Origin of the sequence: Yeosuana marina, from assembly GCF_011762485.1 — a bacterium.
GTDB classification, from domain to species: Bacteria; Bacteroidota; Bacteroidia; order Flavobacteriales; family Flavobacteriaceae; genus Yeosuana; species Yeosuana marina.
On the sequence record NZ_JAAKGI010000001.1, the window covers coordinates 205,203 to 225,503 of the forward strand.

Genomic DNA, 20,301 nt, shown 5'->3' on the forward strand with positions numbered 1-20,301 from the left:
ACACATGAAACAGTCTCTTTTTTCAATTTTTTTCTTAACCGTAGCATTCTCATTTGCTGCAACTAACCCTACTGTAAAGTCGTCATCAAATCTTGATAACGCTAACCTACAGAATCCTGGATATTGGCAACAACATGTGGACTATACGATGAGTATAGATATGGATGTTAACACCTATCAATACAAAGGAACTCAAACCTTAGTCTATACAAATAACTCACCAGACGTTTTAAACCATGTGTATTATCACTTGTATTTTAATGCCTTTCAACCAGGTAGTGAAATGGATGTACGGTCTCGTACTATAGCAGACCCAGATGGACGCGTTAGAGACAGAATTAGTAAATTAAGTCCTGAAGAAATTGGGTATATTCACGTAAACTCACTCAAACAAAATGGCGAAAATATAACATATAACACCGTCGGAACGGTTTTAGAAGTTGATTTAGCCAAACCTATTCAACCAGGAGAGCAAGTTACTTTTGATATGCTTTTTGATGCACAAGTACCTGTTCAAATTCGTCGTTCTGGACGGAATAATTCTGAAGGTGTTGCGCTGTCCATGGCGCAATGGTATCCTAAATTAGCAGAATATGATTTTGAAGGTTGGCATGCCGACCCGTATATTGGAAGAGAATTTTTAGGCGTTTGGGGCGATTTTGATGTGACTATTAACATTGATAAAAACTATACTATTGGAGGAACAGGCTATTTACAAAACCCAGAAGATATTGGTCATGGCTACACAACAGAAAAAGTAAAAAAGACCAAAGGCGATAAGCTATCATGGCATTTTAAAGCGCCTAATGTTCACGACTTTACGTGGGCGGCCGATCCTGCTTATGCACACGATACCATGCAAGTACCAGACGGCCCTTTATTACATTTCTTCTACAAAAAAGATATGCCAAAAGATAATTTAGAAAACTGGAAAAAATTGCAGCCAAAAGCGGTCGAGCTTATGCAATATTACAGTGAGCATATTGGAAAATATCCTTATCAACAATATTCAATTATTCAAGGTGGTGATGGCGGTATGGAATATGGCATGTGTACCTTAATTGTGGGTAAAGGAGACTTTAACGGCTTATTTAGCGTTACGGCTCACGAAATGGCACACTCATGGTTTCAGTTTGTATTGGCCACCAACGAATTAGAACATGCCTGGATGGATGAAGGCTTTACAAGTTATATCGACGAATGGTCTAAAAATGATATTTTACATAAAAACCTCGCCAACCCTAACAAAGGCGCTTACCAATCTTATATTTATTTAGCAAAATCGGGAATGGAGCAGCCACTTACTACACAAGCCGATAGATTTGAATATAATAGAGCCTATAGTATTTCTTCATACTCAAAAGGCGACGTGTTTTTAGCACAGTTAGGATACGTAATAGGGCAAGACAATCTTAAAAAAGCCATTAAAAAATATTTTAACGACTTTAAATTTACGCACCCAAGACCGATTGATATTATTAGAAGCGCAGAAAAAGTATCAGGATTAGAATTGGATTGGTATCTCATAGATTTTGCTGAAACTACCAATACTATTGATTATGGTGTGAAAGCCATAGATGGCAACTCGGTGACTTTAGAGCGCATTGGTTTAATGCCTATGCCTATAGATCTTACAGTTACTTATACCGATGGTTCTACGGAAGATTTTTATATCCCACTACAAATGATGCGTGGCGAAAAACCAACCTCAGCAACTATTATTGGCGATTGGGCTTGGGCCTACCCTACGTATACCTTTAAAACATCAAAGCCAGTAAGCAGTGTACAAATAGACCCTAAAGAATTAATGGCTGATGTTAATAAGGAAAACAATAAAATGTAAACCTTACAAAGTTTTAAATAATTTTAAAAGCCTTTTTGCTAAAACAAAGAGGCTTTTTTGTTGTTTTTAAATAACATCCCGTATTTATTTTGTAAGAATTTTTAACTAACTTCGTTTGCGACTGATATAATATCTTGACAACCATGAAACAATTAATTCTAATTATTCTATCTCTTTTCTTCTTTAGTTGCTCATCTCAAACAGAAAAGAAATTCAATTTAGATTTTGAAACATACGATTCAACTTATAAATTTCCAAAAGACTGGTTTGAATGGGGAGATTATAATTTAAGTGCAGATACTATTTACGTCCATTCAGGGAAATTTTCAGGAAAAATTAAATCAACTAAGAAAGGTGGCTCTTTTGGGTCTATAGCCTATAAAATTCCTGCCAACTATAAAGGAAAATCCATTCAGCTCGAAGGCTATATGAAAATTAAAAATGTTGAGAATGGGTTTGGTGGTCTATTACTTAGGGTTGACGACTGCAATGATAAGGTGTTAGCCTTTGATAATATGGAAGACCAAAATATTAATAGCACAAAAGATTGGTGTAAATATTCGATTAAACTGCCCTACCCTGAAGATGCAGAAACTATTTTCATTGGAGGCGTAATGACTGGTACAGGTGAAGCATGGTTTGATGATTTTGTTCTAACAATTGATGGTAAGGATGTTCAAACTTTGAAAGAGATAGAAAAACCAATTTACAAGGCTACTTTAGATAAAGAATTTGATTTAGGTTCTAAAATTGAAGTTCCAGAACTTAACGAAGAGTTAACAAGTAATCTAGAATTATTAGGTAAAATTTGGGGGTTTTTAAAATATAATCATCCCGAAGTTTGTAAAGGAAATTATAATTGGGATTTTGAACTTTTTAGGATGCTTCCAAAATATTTAAAAACCAAGAGTAATCTAGAAAGAGACCAAATCCTCCTTCAATGGATTTCTAAATATGGGGACATAGATAAATGCCTCGATTGTAAGGCGACTTCTTCTGAAGCATTTTTGAAACCAGACCTATCTTGGTTTAATGAATTTGATCTCAATTCAGAATTGAAAAACAAATTGGAGTATATCTATCAAAACAGGTATGAAGGGAAGCATTTTTATATCGGTAGAGCCCCAGCTGGTAATCCCGATTTTTTGAATGAAAGAAAATATTACTCTATGTCTTTCGATGATGAAGGATTTAAACTATTGGCACTTTACAGGTATTGGAATATGATTAATTATTTTTATCCAAACAAGTACTTAACCGATAAAAATTGGAACGATGTTTTAAAAGAATATATTCCAAAGTTTATAAATTCAAAAAACAAATTGGAATATGAATTAGCTTGTATTGAGCTAATCGGTGAGATAAATGATACACACGCAACTACATCAGTCGGTTTTAATACTGTACAAAACATTAGAGGGCAGTTTTACCCACCATTTGTCACTCGATTTATAGATGATAAATTAGTGGTTACTGATTATTACAATCCCGAATTAAAAGAAGTTTCTGAAGTTGAAGTTGGAGATATTATTACACACATCAATGGAAAACCAATCAAATCCATACTTGATAGTATTAGCCCATATTATCCTGCATCCAATAACGCTGCCAAAATGAGAGATATTGCCAATGATATTTTACGTTCAAATAAAGAAGAAATTAGAATTGATTATATGTCAAATAATCAAAAGCATCAACATCGTTTGCCACTTTATAAAAAAAGTAGTTTAAATATAAACTGGTATAAATGGACAGATGATAAATGCTACAAACTTCTTGAAGGGAATATAGGTTATATTACTTTAGAATTTATCAAGAAAGAAGATATTCCAGTAATTAAAGAAGTCTTTAAAAACACAAAAGGAATTATTATAGATATCCGTAATTATCCTTCAACATTTGTGCCTTTTTCCCTGGGATCTTATTTTTTTTCATCCTCAACACCATTCGTAAAATTTACCAATTTCAATTTAGATAATCCAGGTGAGTTTACTTTTACAGAGCCCTTAAAGATTCCAAAAGGAGAAGAAATCTATAAAGGCAAGTTAGTAGTTTTAGTTAACGAAATTTCACAAAGTCAGGCAGAATATACTAGTATGGCATTTAGAGCAGGAGATAACACCACTATTGTTGGTAGTACTACCGCTGGAGCAGATGGAAATATTTCTTCAATATATTTACCTGGTGGTTTATTGACCAATATTTCAGGCATTGGTGTTTATTATCCTGATGGTACAGAAACCCAAAGAGTAGGAATCATTCCTGATGTTGAGGTCAAACCTACTATAGAAGGTATTAAGCAAGGTAAAGATGAATTATTAGAAAAAGCTATTGAGATAATAAATGAATAAAATCCTATTACTAAAAACAAAGAGGCTTTTTTGTTGTCTTTAAATGATATGCTATATCAATTTTGTAAGAATTTTAACTAACTTCGTTTAACAATATATGATATAAAACATTAAAACGATTTCATATCGTAATCGTTAAAACAACGACTCTTAAAAAATCACTTAACCATTACCTGATTTTTTTAATTCATTACCTTTGAGTTTTAAAACAATTTAAGAATATTTAAGCTAATTATATAACATGGAATCCTACAACACAACCTTATCAAAAAGAGGAACTGATTTAGCAGAAAATCCGGCAAGAATAGATATGGAGTTATTTATGGAAGCCGCTCAAAATCTGTATTGCCCAGACAGTAATCCATCAGGAACTTTTTTGTTAAACGTTGCAGAAAATAGCTTAACAGCATCCATTATAAAAGATAAATTAACATCCATTCTTAAACAAAAGGAAATGCCCGATTGGGTGTTAAAATACACCGATTCATTAGGTCACCCCGAAGTAAGAGCTGAGTTGGCTAACCTTATGGAACAATATCTTTGTAAATGCCCTATTGATCCTGACACTCTAGCTTTGTCGGCGGGAGCTTCTGCTGTTATTGAAGTAACATCTTTTATTCTCGCAAACCCGGGTGATGTCGCAGTAATTCCTGCGCCTTCTTACCCTATGTACACCAAAGACATGGGTACAAAAAGTGGTGTTGAGCGCTATGATTTGCAAACGCACTTTAATTTAGAAGAGATTGAGTCAAAAGCTCCTGTAGATATTACCCTATTAGACAAAACATTTGCTGAATTAAATGCGCAAAACAAATGTTTTAAAATATTACTCATTACCTCTCCTGATAACCCAACAGGTTGCAGGTATACTAAAGAACAACTCAAGGAACTTGCTAATTGGTGCATTCAGCATAAAGTGCATATGATTGTTAATGAAATTTACGGACTTTCGTTAATAGACACTCAAGATCCTTTGATTAAAGATGCTTACCAAGACTACGGAGATTATGCGTCTTTTGCAAAAATAATGAATGAGCTAAACAGTGATTACCTGCACCTTTGGTATGCGTTTTCTAAAGATTTTTCGATGTCTGGTTTGCGTTTTGGTATGCTACACACCTTAAATACAAAACTTTTAAAAGCGTATGATAATGCAAATATTCCGCATATGGTGTCTAATATCACACAATGGATGATAGCTGAAATGCTCAAGGATTCTGCATTTATTGAACACTATATTAAAACCAATAAAGCATTGTTAAACGCTAGCTATAAACTGGTGATAGAAGCGTTTAATAACATTAACGTGCCTTATATTCCTAGTCGAGGAAGTTTATTTGTATGGGTTGATTTATCGCGGTTTCTTAAAGAAGATAGTGATGACGGACAAGAACAACTCTGGTTAGATATTTACAATAATACAGGCATTCTTTTAACACCAGGAGCAGGTTTTCAGCATCAAAAAAAGGGACTTTTCAGAATGGTGTTTACCGCTGTAGAACGAGATTATTTAAAGGTTGCTATGGACAGATTAATAACCTATCTTAATAACCCAAAAGACTGATAACTAATAGTGTTAGTATACAAATTGAAACTATGTACAAACTTAAAAACTATGCGCAGTTATTATTGTTGATTACGATACTTTCCTTATCTGGTTGTAAAAAAAAATCGTCTATGTCAGAAATCGAATTGCATAAAAATTGGAGTTTTAAAAATTCAACAGATTCCGTATGGAATGCTGCGACGGTGCCAGGAACTGTTCATACCGATTTGTTATCTAACGGTACAATAGATGATCCTTTCTATCGATTAAACGAACACCATTTACAATGGATTGACAAGCTGGATTGGGAATATAAAACCAATTTTAACCTTTCAAAAAAAGATCTTTCAAAACAACATATAGAATTAGATTTTGAAGGTCTTGATACCTACAGCAGCGTTTATTTGAACGACTCTTTAATACTTCAAACAGACAATATGTTTAGAAATTATACTGCAGACGTAAAAGAATTACTCAAAGCAGGAGATAATAAACTTCATATTATATTTCAGTCACCCATCAAAAAAGGCATTGAAAAATATGATGCTCAAGGTTATAAAATACCGGTGTCGGATAATGATCTTTCAGAAATAGGAAAGGTAGAAGATAATAAGCAAGTAAGTATTTATACCAGAAAAGCGGGCTATCATTTTGGATGGGATTGGGGTCCAAGACTTGTTACATCGGGCATTTGGCGGCCAATAAAACTAAGAAGTTGGAATCATCATAAAATTGATGATGTATTTATAAAACAAGATAGTCTGGGAGCAAAAGCGAACATGTCTGCGCTTATTGAAGTGACCTCAAACGGGACTGAAGAACATTCAACCGTCGATATCATTGTAAATAATAAATCCGTAAAAACAGTTAACGTACAACTAACCAATGGTAAAAACACTCTTAATATTCCTTTTGAAATAGACAATCCACAATTATGGTGGCCAAACGGAATGGGAGAACAGATGTTGTATGATGTAAATGTAAAACTGACTTCTGGCTCTTATGTTGACTCAAAAGCACATAAAATAGGTTTAAGAACCATAGAATTAGTTCAAGAACCAGACAGTATTGGAACCTCTTTTTATTTTAAAGTAAATGGACATCCTGTATTTATGAAAGGCGCCAACTATATTCCACAAGATATATTCTTGCCTCGCGTTACAGAGGAGAAATATGAACATATTTTATCCTCTGCTCAAGAAGCCAATATGAATATGCTTCGCGTTTGGGGTGGTGGTATTTATGAAAACGATGAATTTTATCAATTATGTGATGAAAAAGGGTTGTTAGTTTGGCAAGATTTTATGTTTGCTTGCGCGATGTTTCCTGGAGACTCCTCTTTTCTTGATAATGTAAAACAAGAAGCTATAGAGAATGTTAAACGCTTACGAAATCATACCTCCATAGCGCTTTGGTGCGGTAATAATGAAGTGCTTTCAGCCTGGGAAAACTGGGGTTGGAGAAAAAAAGTAACCAATGAGCAATCTAAAGCAATTGCTGATACTATTTGGAAAGCATATGACGACATTTTCCATAACATACTGCCCAACGTGGTTAATACTTACGATGGTTCTCGTGCTTACTGGCCATCGTCTCCTGGCAGCGCATTTGGTAAAACAGAATCTAATGAACAAGGAGATAAACATTATTGGATGGTTTGGTGGGGTAAAGAACCTTTTGATAAATATAACACTGAAATACCTCGTTTTATGTCGGAATATGGGTTTCAGTCTTTTCCGGAATTATCAACTGTTGAAAAATATGCACTTCCAAAAGATTATGATATCTTTTCGGAGGTCATGAAATCACATCAAAGATCTAGTATCGGCAACGGAACCATTGATGAATACATGCTAAGGCATTATAAAAAACCAAAAGATTTTGAAAGCTTTCTCTATGTGAGTCAATTGTTGCAAGCTCATGGCATACAAGTAGGAATGGAAGCTCACAGAAGGCATAGAGATCGATGTATGGGAAGTCTGTATTGGCAACTTAATGATTGTTGGCCGGTAGCCTCTTGGTCGAGCATAGACTATTATGGTAAATGGAAAGCACTACAGTATACCGCTAAAAAAGCATTTCAAAACCTCTTAATAAGTACTGAAAACTCCAAAGATAGCATCCATTTTTTTGTAGTTTCAGACTTGTTAAAAAATACAACTGCGAACCTTCAAATAAGCTTGCTTGATTTTAACGGAACTATTTTAAAACAGTGGCAACAACCCATTCTCGTAGAGGCTAATACATCAAAAAAATATTTTAGTTTAGATAAAAATGATGCTTTAAATGAAGTGGATGCTCACAATGTTGTATTACATGCCGAATTAATAAGTGAAACGGATACTAGAACTCTTTCTGAAAACACGTTTTATTTATCTCCTTATAAGGATTTAAGCTTTCCTGAGCCTGAACTAACATATACTATTAAAGAACATTATAATTATTTTGAGGTGATATTAAACACTAAAAAACTAGCTAAAAATGTTTATTTGTCATCAGATTCGAACTTCAATTTTTCTGATAATTATTTTGATATGTTACCAAATACACAGAAAGTAGTAACCATTAAAAAAACAGCCTTTGATAATCTTAAATCGTTCAAGAATAGACTAAACATTATGACCTTGATTGACACTTATAAAGACTAAAGATTTTTGTTTTTTAAAATCTCGTAAGTATTAAGTGATTTTTTTATTTCATTACCTTTGAGTTTTTAAAAGCAATTCTATTGAAACTTACGTTTAGTAAAAAAGAGAAGCTTAAAAGCAAAATACTCATTGAACAATTGTTTACAGAAGGTAAATCTGTAAGTGCTTATCCGTTGCGTTTAGTTTATATGCCCGCAGATTTAAAAGATGATGCCCTATTTAAAACAGGTGTTTCTGTTAGTAAACGTAACTTTAAACGGGCTGTTGACAGAAATCGTATTAAACGTCTAATGCGAGAATCTTTTCGCTTGCACAAGCATGATTATATTAACAATATGTCTGTGCCGTATGCGTTTATGATTTTGTATATTGGTAAAGAAAAACCCTCATTTGATCAAGTTGAAAGTAAAATGACTCTTTTGTTTGAAAAATTTTCAAACAAGGTGTCCCCAAATTAAAAAATACAGGCAATGAAACATATCTTCAAAAAGAAAATTATTATACCGTTATTGGTGTTAACTGTTTTTTTTACAGGAACGGCCTTTAGAAGTGATTTTTTTGAAATAGCGAAACAAATTGAAATTTTCACCGATTTGTTCAAAGAAATCAACATGAATTATGTTGATGAAACTAATCCTGCTGAGTTAATGGATACCGCCATAAAAAGTATGCTCAAGGATTTAGATCCGTATACCAACTTTATGAATGAGCAAGATGTTGAAGCGGCTAGAATTAACAACACGGGCGATTATATTGGTATTGGTGCTAAAGTAAGAACTCTTAAAGATAAGTTGGTCATTGTAGAGCCTTATAAAGATTATCCAGCAGACAAAGCAGGTTTAAAGGCTGGCGATGAAATTATTAAAGTAGGAAACACATCGGTGGTAAACTATAAAGACGATGCTGGTGATTTGCTAAAAGGGTCTCCAGGAACTTCTGTAGAAGTGACTTTTAAACGCCAAGGACAAACAAAAACGGCTACCATTAATAGGGCAGAAGTAGCTATTGATGCCGTCCCTTATTTTTCAATGATTAATGACAAAACAGGCTATATTGTTTTAAGTCAGTTTAGCGAAAAAGCATCAGCACAAACCAATTACGCTGTGCGCGATTTAAAAGCACAAGGCGCTAAACGTCTTATTTTAGACTTACGAGGTAACCCAGGTGGCTTAGTAAATGAGGCTATTGATATTGTAAATATTTTTGTTCCAAAAGGGCAATTGGTAGTAACTACAAAATCAAAAGTTAAAAAATACAACCGCACTTATTATACACAGAAAGATCCTATTGATACCGAAATTCCGTTAGTTATTTTAATCGATGGTGGCAGCGCATCGGCCAGCGAAATTGTAACAGGTTCTTTACAAGATTTAGATCGCGCCGTCGTTGTTGGGACTAGAAGCTTTGGAAAAGGCTTGGTGCAACGCCCTAAACTACTAACGTACGGAACTCAAGTAAAAATTACCATTTCAAGATACTACACGCCTTCAGGACGTTGTATTCAAGCTTTAGATTACTGGCATAGAAACGAAAAAGGGGAGGCTGTACGTGTTAAACAAGAAAACTATAACGAATATAAAACCAAAAACGGACGAAAAGTGTTTGATGGTGGCGGTATTTTTCCTGATGAAGTTATGAGTGGCTCACAAAATTCTGCTTTAACAACTGCTATTGTTAATGATAACCTTATTTTTGACTATGCCACAGACTTTTATTACAAACACAAAATTAATAATATCGACAATTTTAAATTGACTGATGCTGATTTTAATGATTTTAAAAAGTATTTAAATAAAAACCAGTTTTCGTTTGTAACTAACACAGAAAAGGCCCTTAAAACAGCTTTTGAAGTAGCAAAAAGGGAATCTTTTGATGATGATATTAAAACAGATTATGACACACTTGTTTCAAATTTAAACCAATCAAAAATCAAAGCTTTAGATGAAAACAAAACGTATTTATTAGACTTGTTAACTGAAGAAATTGTGAAAAGATATGTATACCGAGAAGGTTTATTTGACTATTTAAAAACTCATGATCCTGAAATAAAAAAAGCCACAGAGATTGTTAGTAGTCCATCTGCCTACTTGGAATATTTAAGATAAATTTTCTCTTTTTTTTCCAAATAATTAAAAATAGTATATTTATATATTATTTATTATATGCCTCTGTAATGAAAAAATTATTAGTCCTAATACTATTTGCTTGCTATTTGGGATTCTCTCAAGAAAAATTAACGCATGAAGTTTATTTTGAAACGGACAAATATGAAGTTCCTGTAACTGAAGAAAACAGGCTATTATTATTTATATCTACTCTTGCTGATATGGATATAGAATCCATCTCTATATTTGGTTTTTGTGATGATAGAGGAGCCTCAGATTACAATTTAACACTATCTCAACAGCGCGCCAATGCTATAAAAGCCATTTTTTCTAATAATGAAATTAGCGAATCGTTAATATCAAATGTTGACGGAAAAGGAGAAATTTTGTTAAAAATAGTTGACGAAAAAGATGTTTTAAAAATACGAGGGCTCAACAGAAAAGTGGAAATTATCGTAAAACCAAAACCACCAAAAGTAGACATTGTTAAAACTTTTGAAGAAAAAGTTGAGGAGAAGAAAAAAGATGTTCCTGAAATTATTAAAGGAGATTTAAAAGTAGGTGATAAAATAGTTTTTGACAATATTCTATTTAAAACCGGTTATAGTACGGTTATGCCAGAATCTAAAAAAACACTGGAAAACATAGCCAAATCGCTGGTTGAAAGAAAAGATATTTATTTTACCATTCAAGGACATGTTTGTTGCACACAATATAGTCGTGATGCGGTTGACAGAAAAACAAAAAAAAGAAACCTATCGGTAGCCAGAGCTAAATATGTGTATGACTATTTTGCAAAAAAAGGTGTTGACAAAAAACGAATGAAATACGCTGGTTTAAGACGATTATTTCCGTTAGGTGGCGACCCAAAATTAGATAGACGTGTTGAGATATTAATTACTTATGTAAAAAATTGATTGAACCGTTTTAATTAACATAACGCACGCTCATTTGAATATCAAAGTCATTCTATGTGTTTTTTGTTTCCTTTCTTTAAGCTATAACAGCTTATCTCAAACCTTTGTACCCGATGATAACTTTGAGCAGGCTTTAATTAATTTAGGCTACGACTCTGGGCCTTTAGATGATATGGTGCCAACAGCAAATATTACTGCTGTAACCGATTTAGACATTAATACAAAAAATATAGCGAATCTTACAGGAATAGAAGATTTCATAAACTTACAAAGTCTTAATTGTCAAGACAATCTGTTAACGAGTTTAGATATAAGTAACAACACAAGTTTAACGCAACTATTTTGTTCTGGAAATAACTTAACAACTATTGATGTTTCTATGTTGCCTGACTTACAAATTTTTTGGTGTTTAAATAACAAGCTAACGAACATCAATGTAGTCAATAACCCTAAATTAATTTCTTTAGTTTGTGGAAATAATTTACTCACTAGTTTAGATGTTAGTAATAATAACTCTTTAAATGTGTTGTCTTTTGAAGACAATCAAATTAGCACCATAGATATTAGTAATAACAGCACCCTAAGTTTTTTAAGTTGTAGAAATAATTTACTCACCAATTTAGATGTTACCAAGAACACCAATTTGTCAACTCTTAATTGCAATACAAATCAGTTAACTGTTTTAGATCTTTCAAAAAATAATAAATTGATTGAGTTATACACTCAATTTAATGCTTTAACAGCCCTTGATCTATCACAAAACCCCATTTTAACCGATATTTACTGTGGTTATAATAACTTATGTTCATTAAATGTTAAAAACGGAAATAATGCTAATTTTAGTGCTTTCGATTTTATAAATAATACTAATTTAAATTGTGTCGTTGTTGATAATCCTTCTGGTAATCATACAACTTGGTCTCCGTCCTCTTTTTCTAATTATGTAACATCACAATCCGATTGTAGCGCTTTTGTTGCTATTGACACTTTAAGTGATGTTATTACAAACAGTTTTACGCTTCCAATACTTACTTATGGCAACTATTATACAGCCACAGGCGGAAACGGAAGCCTTTTAAATGCTGGAGATGTTATTACCACATCACAAACTATATATATTTATAATGAAACTGTTTGTAATAGCAATGAAACTAGTTTTAATGTGTTTATAACCAATAATGATTACTACATTCCGAAATACTTTACCCCAAATAATGATGGAACCCACGATGTTTGGATGGTTAACGATTTTGAAAATACCATTAAAAGTATAGAGATATTTGATCGTTATGGAAAGTTTTTAAAATATCTGCAACCCCATACAAGTTGGAACGGAACGTTTAATGGAAACCTTATGGAATCTAATGATTATTGGTATATGATTACTTTTAAAACAGGCGAAACGTTAAGAGGTCATTTTACTTTAAAACGATGATTGGCTATTTTTTAAACATCGCGATATGCGGAATATCGTCTTCTAAATAAGTGTTTCCAACTTCAATAAAACCAAGATTATTATAAAATGTCTTTAAATAAAACTGAGCTGAAATTTTAATAGTGGTTTCATTATAATTGGTGTTTATCGCTTCAATAGACGCTTTCATTATATCATAACCATATTTAAATTGGCGTTGATTTTTTGCTACGACTACACGACCAATACTGGCTTCTTCAAAATAATCACCTGGTTTAAATAATCGTGTATACGCTACAAGTTTATGATCTTTAGTGCCTAAAACATGCAATGCTTTTTGATCTTTTCCATCAACATCTTGATACACACAATCTTGTTCAACAACAAAAACCTCACTACGCAATTGTAAAAGATCATATAATTCTTGCGTGGATAATTCAGAAAATGATTTGATTTGAATATTTATCATAGCATTTCTATATAAAATTAAACAGTTTGCCTAGTTTCACGAGTATTAATTATAACTGTTAATCTTGAACAATCACATCTTTTTTATCACATTTACCAAATTCTGGTTGAATATTTATATGGTTAATACCATAATTATCATGAACCAAATCTTCAACAGTATGTAAAATTTTGTCAAATTGAGACAAAGAAATATCATTTTTAAAATCGATATGAGCTTCTAAATGAATTTCATCTTCATTCAATTGCCATATATGTACGTGGTGTACATTTTTAATTTCTTCAATTCCTTGAATATCGTCTACTATTTCTTTAATCTGAATCGTATTTGGTGTAAATAACATTAAAACTCTAAAAGAGTCTTTTAATAAGTCAAATCCCATGACAATTAAATAGAGTGCAATAGCAAATGTTAAAACACTATCTACCCAAAAAATCTGATAATATTTCATTAACAACCCACCAATTAAAACCGCTACACTTGCCATCATATCGGTTAATAAATGAAGATAGGCACTTTTCATGTTCATATTAGATTCAGATGCCTTTTTTAGTAATAGCACACTAAAACCATTTCCTATAATTGCGACTAATGACAGCCAAATAACTAAACCTGATTCTATGACTTGAGGGTCCTGAAAACGAATAATAGCTTCCTTTATTAAGTAAATTGCTACGATGATTAAAGCAGCAGCATTTACAAATGCTGCTAGTATTTCAGCGCGTTTGTAGCCAAATGTTTTTTGTAATGAGGCTGCTTGACCTGATAACTTATTAGCAATATAACTTACGACAAGAGATATAACATCACTAAAATTATGTAATGCATCACTTAATAAAGACAAACTTCCAGACAATAAACCACCTATAACTTGAGCAATGGTTATAACAATGTTTAATATTATTGATATAACAAGATTACGCCCTTTTAAATCTGAATGAGTATGACTATGAGAATGTGAATGTCCCATTTAGCAAGAAACGGGTATTTTATCAATACGGTTTTGATGACGACCACCTTCAAAAGCGGTTTCTAAAAATGTATCAACCATTTCAATAACCTGTTGTTGCGCTGTAAACCGAGCTGGAATACTTAAAATATTAGCATTATTGTGTTGACGAGCAAGAGTAACAATCTCTTTATTCCAACATAAGGCAGAACGTACACCTTGATGTTTATTAGCCGTCATATTAGCACCATTACCACTACCACAAATAATAATGCCAAAGTCGACTTTTTTATCTTCTACATCATTAGCAACTGGATGTATAAAATCTGGATAATCAACACTATCTTCTGTGTCTGTTCCGTAGTTTTTAACTGTATAACCTTTTGATTCTAAATGCTTTATAACAGCAAATTTATATGCTACGCCTGCATGATCATTTCCTATTGAAATATTCATTTTACTTAATTTTTTTTAAGGGTTAAAGGTACTAAAATTAAGTGTTATAAAAAGTGGTTATAAAGCAAAAACCTTGATATAGCTATATCAAGGTTTTAAAATAAATTAAAACAATCTTAAATTATTTAATCTTTTATAAATTTTAAAATAGCCTCTCCTTGGTTGTTTTTTATTTTTGCTAAATAAAAACCTTTTTGAAGACTAGACACATCTATTTGATTTTCTCTGCTTGTTACTATAGTTTTTCCCTGCATATTATAAATGCTAATATTTTGTAAACTATTAGCTCTATCTTCTTTAACAAACAACGTATTATTTACAGGATTAGGATATACTTTAACACCTATATTAGCTAAAGTACTATCATTTATTGCTAATGTTGTTCCGTTTATGGAACCAAAATTTTTCCACACACTTGCTATTTGATAATCAGATTCACTTCCTGTAGGAACGATTAAATCAATTGACGATAAATTAACATTATTAAAAACAGTTGCATTTATTAATAAAGGGGTATCTATATCAATATAAAACGATGTAAGCTTCGTACAATTTTCAAAGGCCTTAGCTTCTATAGAGGTTACAGAATCTGGAATACTTACAGTTGTTAACGCTGAATTACCAAATGTATAAGAATGTATAGTATCTATAGAATTTGGTATAGTAATAGAACTTAAACTAGCACAATATTGAAATGCATAATTTCCAATATAAGTAACAGAATCTGGTATGGTAATAGCAGTTAATTCACTATTAGCAAAAGCATATATACCTATAGAGGTTACTGTGGATGGAATAGTTACAGCTTGTATATTTGGACATAATCTAAAAGCATAGGCTCCTATTGCAGTTACTGTATAGGTATTACCTGAATTATCAACTGTACTAGGTATAGTTAAATTACCCGTATAACATGTGGTAGTTACTTCAACAGTTTTTGATTCTGTATTGGTTATATTATAGCTTACGCCATCTACGTCAAAAACTTGAGATGTTGCAAAATTTAAACTTAATAAACTTAGTATTAAAAGTAAAGATGTTTTCATAGTAGTCTTCTTTTAAATTTCAATAAAAATTAAGAAGGATTAATCAAACAAAAGAATAAATGGATATTTTTTCGACGTATTAACGTTATTTTTTACATTACATCGTTTTTTTATTTAATAATGTAATATTTTAAATACAAATTAAAAATAAAAATGGAAGTGCCCAAATTGTTACTATAGAAGGAAAATTGTGTACAAAATTTATAAATTATGTGTATAAATTATTTTTTTATTGTTGATAACTGGTTATTATATTTTAAAACTAAATTATTGAAAATTCAATTTTTTTTTCAAACAAAAACACGACTGAAACTACCTAATTTTTAACCAACTTTTTTTATACAAAGTATGAGACATATTTTAACAGATACAAACACTAAAATTTAAAATAGTTATAACCAAAAAGTGGTTAGTTTTAGTTGTTAACAACTGTTTATATAAAATTTAAAATCGTTAAAAATGAACCTATTAAAATAATATAAGTTGTTAATTAACTATTAACAGAACGTAAATAAATTGTAATCAAAATAAAAGTTAAAAAAGTTATACCGCTATTAACACACTATAATAACCATCATTTATTTTTTTAAATTTTAAAAGAAAATGAATATATAATATATAAAGGTTAATAAGTTGATTTAACTAAAATAACATTAAGAAAATATGCTTTAATATTAAAAGCGTAACTTTGTAAAAAATAAATAGCAAATCTTCTCAAAAAAAGAGCTATTTTATAATATAATTTCCAATATCTTAGGAAATAGAAATGATTACAAATATTACATGACAAGAAAGAAAAAAAAGAAATCATCAAATAAGATTTCAAACCTTACAAATACCATTCTTAGTATTTTAAAAAAAGAAAGAAACCAAAGTTTTAACTATAAACAAATTGCTGCTAAATTAGGTGTTAACGACGCTAGTAGTAGAAATCAAATTATAAAAAAGTTACACGCTTTAGCCGCTCAAAAAGAAATTGAAGAAGTAGAACGCGGTAAATTTAAAGCTATTATAACAGCTGAATATCATACAGGAATTCTCGATTTATCGCATAAAGGATCTGGCTACATTATAAGTGATAATTTTGAAGATGATGTGTTTATTGCATCCAATAATATAAACAGAGCTTTAAATGGTGACGAAGTAGAATTTTATGTGTACAAACGTCGTAAGCGCGGAAAAATAGAAGGTGAAATTACCCAAGTTTTAAAACGTGCTAAAAGCGATTATGTTGGAGTGATTCAAGTGCATAGTAATTACGCATTTGTAATACCTGATAGTAATAAAATGTACAAAGATATTTTTGTTCCTATTAATAAAATTAACAAAGCCGAAGACGGTGATAAGGTATTAGTATCTTTAGAAGACTGGCCTGAAAATGCTGATTCTCCATACGGAAAAGTGTTGCAGGTTCTAGGAAAACCAGGAGAACATAACACCGAAATACATGCTATTTTAGCAGAATATGGATTGCCGTATGAATTTCCGCATGAAGTTGAAGAATTCGCTAATAAATTAGATACTTCAATCACTAAAGAAGAAATTGCAAAGCGTAGAGATATGCGTGATGTGTTGACTTTTACGATTGATCCAAAAGATGCTAAAGATTTCGATGATGCCCTGTCATTTCAAGTTTTAAATAATGGATTATTCGAAATAGGAATTCATATTGCAGATGTATCGCATTACGTGCAAGAAGGCACTATTTTAGATGATGAAGCATACGAAAGAGCTACTTCTGTATATTTAGTAGATCGCGTGGTACCTATGTTACCAGAAGTGTTATCAAATAACGCGTGTTCTTTAAGGCCACATGAAGAAAAATATACGTTTTCTGCAGTCTTTCAAATTAATGAAAAAGCCGAAGTAAAAAACCAATGGTTTGGTAGAACAGTCACGTATTCTGATGCTCGTTTTGCTTACGAAGAAGCGCAGGCTATTATCGAATCTGGTTCTAATAATATTCCTAAAGAGGTATCGCTAACTGGTAAAGCGTATGAAACAACACCAGAAATTTCTCAAGCTGTTTTAAAGTTAGATGAATTAGCTAAAATTATGCGTAGAAAGCGTATGAGAGATGGTGCAATTTCATTTGATAAAGTAGAAGTGAAGTTTAATTTAGATGAACATGCTAATCCTATAGGTGTATTTTTTAAAACCAGTAAAGACGCTAATCATTTAATTGAAGAGTTTATGTTATTGGCTAATAAAAAAGTAGCCGAATTTGTTGGTAAACAATCTCCTAAAAAGACCTTTATATATCGTGTTCATGATGAGCCAGATGTTAGTAAACTAGCTAATTTACAAGGTATTGTATCTAAATTTGGGTATAAACTTAATTTTAAAGATAGAAAAACAACAACAGCGTCGTTAAATAATTTATTACAGGAAGTCGTTGGTAAAAAGGAGCAAAATTTAGTTGATACCTTAACCATTCGTACCATGAGTAAGGCTGAATATACAACACATAATATTGGTCATTATGGCTTAGCGTTTGATTATTATAGTCATTTTACATCACCAATTCGTCGTTATCCAGATGTGATTGCGCATCGTTTGTTGCAATTATATTTAGATGGAGGAAAATCAGTTAATGAAGATGCTTATGAAGATAAATGTAACCACTCCAGTAATATGGAAAATTTAGCCACAAAAGCAGAACGAGACTCAATAAAATATATGCAAATACGTTTTATGGAAGATCATAAAAACGAAGAATTTGTAGGTGTTATTTCTGGTGTGACAGATTGGGGTATTTATGTAGAGATAATTGATAATAAATGTGAAGGTATGGTAAGTGTGAGAGATATAAAAGACGATCATTATGTATTTGATGAGGCACAATATGCTTTAGTTGGGAAAAATACTAAAAATATGTACCAACTTGGAGATGAAGTGGTTGTAAAAGTTAAAAATACTGATTTGGTTAAAAAACACTTAGATTTTAATTTAATAGGTATAAAAGCGGAATAATTATTGATAACTTTACGTTATTATAAAAACATACAACAAATGAAACAGTTATTTACAGTACTAACAATCTTAATATCATTCACACTTTCAGCGCAAAAACCTATAGAAAAAACAATAGGGGAGTTTACAGAATTAAAAGTGTATGATTTAATACAAGTTGAATTAATTAAATCAGATATAAATAAAGTAGTTATTTCAGGAAAAAATAGTGAAGATGTTCTTGTAAACAATAAAAATGGTAAGCTTAAAATAAAAATGAATCTAGAAAAAATATTTAACGGAGATGATACAAAAGTAACTTTGTATTATACATCGTTTGATATTCTTGATGTTAATGAAGGCGCAAAAATAGTTTGTAAAGATGAAATTAAGCAGTTTGAAATAGACTTAAAAGCACAAGAAGGAGGTGAAATAGATGCTAACGTCAATGTTACCTATACAAATATTAAAGCTGTTACTGGAGGAATTATTAAGGCATCAGGAATTTCGAAAAACCAAAAAGTGGTGTTATTAACAGGTGGGGTTTATGAGGGTGAAGATTTAAAAACAGAAAAATCTGAAGTGTCTATTAATGCTGCTGGCGAAGCGTATGTAAACGCTTCAAAAGTAGTCGATATAAAAATTAGAGCTGGTGGTGATGTATTTATTTATGGTAATCCAGAAACCGTTAACGAGAATAAAGTGTTTGGTGGACGAGTAAAACGAATGGACTAATATTATTAATATGGCTATCTTAAAATAAGGTTGCGTTTATAACTAATTTCAAAAAACCTATGAAACTAATTTCATAGGTTTTTTGTTTATATATTGTTAATTCAAAATAGATTGTATTAATATTGTTTGTAATATTTCTTTACTTTGTAAAAAGTCATATTTTTTTATGTTTGAAGATATTTTAAGAGCGATTCCGTTTGGTATTTTACTTGCTTTTACTATTGGTCCTGTTTTTTTTGTACTGCTAGAAACTAGTGTAACTAAAGGTTTTAAGAGTGCTTTAATATTCGATCTTGGTGTCATGTTAGCAGATATCTTATTTATTTTAGTGGCTTTTTATAGTACCAATAAATTACTTGATAAAATAAAAGATGATCCAAATTTTTTAGTCTTTGGTGGCGTATTGTTAATAGTGTATGGCTTAATATCATTCATAAAAACATCAAAATCTTTCAGAGACATTGTAAAGGAGTATCACAGAATCGATATTCAAAAAAAATACGGAAAGCTATTTCTTAAAGGCTTTTTACTCAATTTTATCAATATTGGCGTGTTGCTCGGTTGGGTTGGGTTTATTGTGATTGCTAATTCTTTATCAGAATCAAAAGAAGGGGTTATTGTTTTTTTATTTACCATTCTAGCAACCTATTTTTTAGTAGATCTTATTAAAATTGCTATCTCAAAAAAACTTAAAAATAAATTAACACCACGACTAATTTTTAAAACTAAAAAAATAATTGCCTTAGTTATTTTAGGGTTTGGCGTGTTGCTGCTGGTGCAGGCCTTTTTTCCAAAAGAAAAGAAAATGCTAAAGGATAAGTTCGAACAAATAAATATTATAAAAGAAAAACCTTCAGTATAAACTGAAGG

General features: G+C 31.5%; 15 protein-coding genes. 11 read left to right on the top strand and 4 right to left on the bottom strand.

Annotated elements, in window-relative coordinates:
• The first annotated feature begins 4 nt into the window (after nt 1-4).
• The 8 genes from G5V56_RS00825 to G5V56_RS00860 all read left to right on the top strand — a co-directional run bounded on the left by G5V56_RS00825 (nt 5) and on the right by G5V56_RS00860 (nt 12,845).
• Nucleotides 5-1,843 (top strand): M1 family metallopeptidase, encoded by a 1,839-nt coding sequence (locus tag G5V56_RS00825; protein ID WP_166959832.1) that lies wholly within the window; start codon nt 5-7, stop codon nt 1,841-1,843.
• Nucleotides 1,844-1,986: 143 nt separating this feature from the next.
• On the top strand, nt 1,987-4,194 hold the full coding sequence (locus tag G5V56_RS00830) for a S41 family peptidase (protein WP_166959839.1): 2,208 nt from the start codon (nt 1,987-1,989) through the stop codon (nt 4,192-4,194).
• A 241-nt stretch (nt 4,195-4,435) separates the two neighbouring features.
• Nucleotides 4,436-5,758 (top strand): aminotransferase class I/II-fold pyridoxal phosphate-dependent enzyme, encoded by a 1,323-nt coding sequence (locus G5V56_RS00835; RefSeq protein ID WP_166959844.1) that lies wholly within the window; start codon nt 4,436-4,438, stop codon nt 5,756-5,758.
• Between the two features lie 113 nt (nt 5,759-5,871).
• Nucleotides 5,872-8,388: a beta-mannosidase gene (locus tag G5V56_RS00840; RefSeq protein ID WP_240911188.1), complete on the top strand. Its 2,517-nt coding sequence runs from the start codon at nt 5,872-5,874 to the stop codon at nt 8,386-8,388.
• An 80-nt stretch (nt 8,389-8,468) separates the two neighbouring features.
• Nucleotides 8,469-8,846, top strand: a complete 378-nt coding sequence (rnpA, locus tag G5V56_RS00845; protein WP_166959856.1) for a ribonuclease P protein component — start codon at nt 8,469-8,471, stop codon at nt 8,844-8,846.
• 12 nt (nt 8,847-8,858) lie between these two features.
• Nucleotides 8,859-10,493 carry a S41 family peptidase gene (locus tag G5V56_RS00850; protein ID WP_166959862.1) on the top strand — a complete coding sequence of 545 codons (1,635 nt, stop codon included), beginning with the start codon at nt 8,859-8,861 and terminating at the stop codon, nt 10,491-10,493.
• Between the two features lie 68 nt (nt 10,494-10,561).
• Nucleotides 10,562-11,410, top strand: coding sequence for an OmpA family protein (locus tag G5V56_RS00855; RefSeq protein ID WP_166959865.1), 849 nt, complete (start codon nt 10,562-10,564; stop codon nt 11,408-11,410).
• Between the two features lie 34 nt (nt 11,411-11,444).
• The gene (locus G5V56_RS00860; protein WP_166959868.1) at nt 11,445-12,845 is read left to right on the top strand and encodes a T9SS type B sorting domain-containing protein; all 1,401 of its coding nucleotides are present in this window, start codon (nt 11,445-11,447) and stop codon (nt 12,843-12,845) included.
• Between the two features lie 4 nt (nt 12,846-12,849).
• On the opposite strand, the gene G5V56_RS00865 is transcribed toward G5V56_RS00860, so the two are convergent.
• From G5V56_RS00865 to G5V56_RS00880, 4 genes are all read right to left on the bottom strand, one after another.
• A complete protein-coding gene (locus tag G5V56_RS00865) occupies nt 12,850-13,293 on the bottom strand; it encodes a GNAT family N-acetyltransferase (protein WP_166959871.1) in 444 nt (147 codons plus the stop codon).
• A gap of 58 nt (nt 13,294-13,351) precedes the next feature.
• On the bottom strand, nt 13,352-14,263 hold the full coding sequence (locus tag G5V56_RS00870) for a cation diffusion facilitator family transporter (protein WP_166959874.1): 912 nt from the start codon (nt 14,261-14,263) through the stop codon (nt 13,352-13,354).
• Nucleotides 14,264-14,698 (bottom strand): ribose 5-phosphate isomerase B, encoded by a 435-nt coding sequence (gene rpiB, locus G5V56_RS00875; protein WP_166959877.1) that lies wholly within the window; start codon nt 14,696-14,698, stop codon nt 14,264-14,266.
• Between the two features lie 125 nt (nt 14,699-14,823).
• Nucleotides 14,824-15,744: a leucine-rich repeat domain-containing protein gene (locus G5V56_RS00880; protein WP_166959880.1), complete on the bottom strand. Its 921-nt coding sequence runs from the start codon at nt 15,742-15,744 to the stop codon at nt 14,824-14,826.
• A gap of 783 nt (nt 15,745-16,527) precedes the next feature.
• On the opposite strand from G5V56_RS00880, the gene rnr reads away from it, so the two are divergent.
• From rnr to G5V56_RS00895, 3 genes are all read left to right on the top strand, one after another.
• Nucleotides 16,528-18,717, top strand: coding sequence for a ribonuclease R (rnr, locus tag G5V56_RS00885; protein ID WP_166959883.1), 2,190 nt, complete (start codon nt 16,528-16,530; stop codon nt 18,715-18,717).
• Between the two features lie 39 nt (nt 18,718-18,756).
• Nucleotides 18,757-19,431 carry a head GIN domain-containing protein gene (locus G5V56_RS00890; RefSeq protein WP_166959886.1) on the top strand — a complete coding sequence of 225 codons (675 nt, stop codon included), beginning with the start codon at nt 18,757-18,759 and terminating at the stop codon, nt 19,429-19,431.
• 166 nt (nt 19,432-19,597) lie between these two features.
• Nucleotides 19,598-20,293 carry a LysE family translocator gene (locus G5V56_RS00895; protein WP_166959888.1) on the top strand — a complete coding sequence of 232 codons (696 nt, stop codon included), beginning with the start codon at nt 19,598-19,600 and terminating at the stop codon, nt 20,291-20,293.
• Nucleotides 20,294-20,301: the final 8 nt, after the last annotated feature.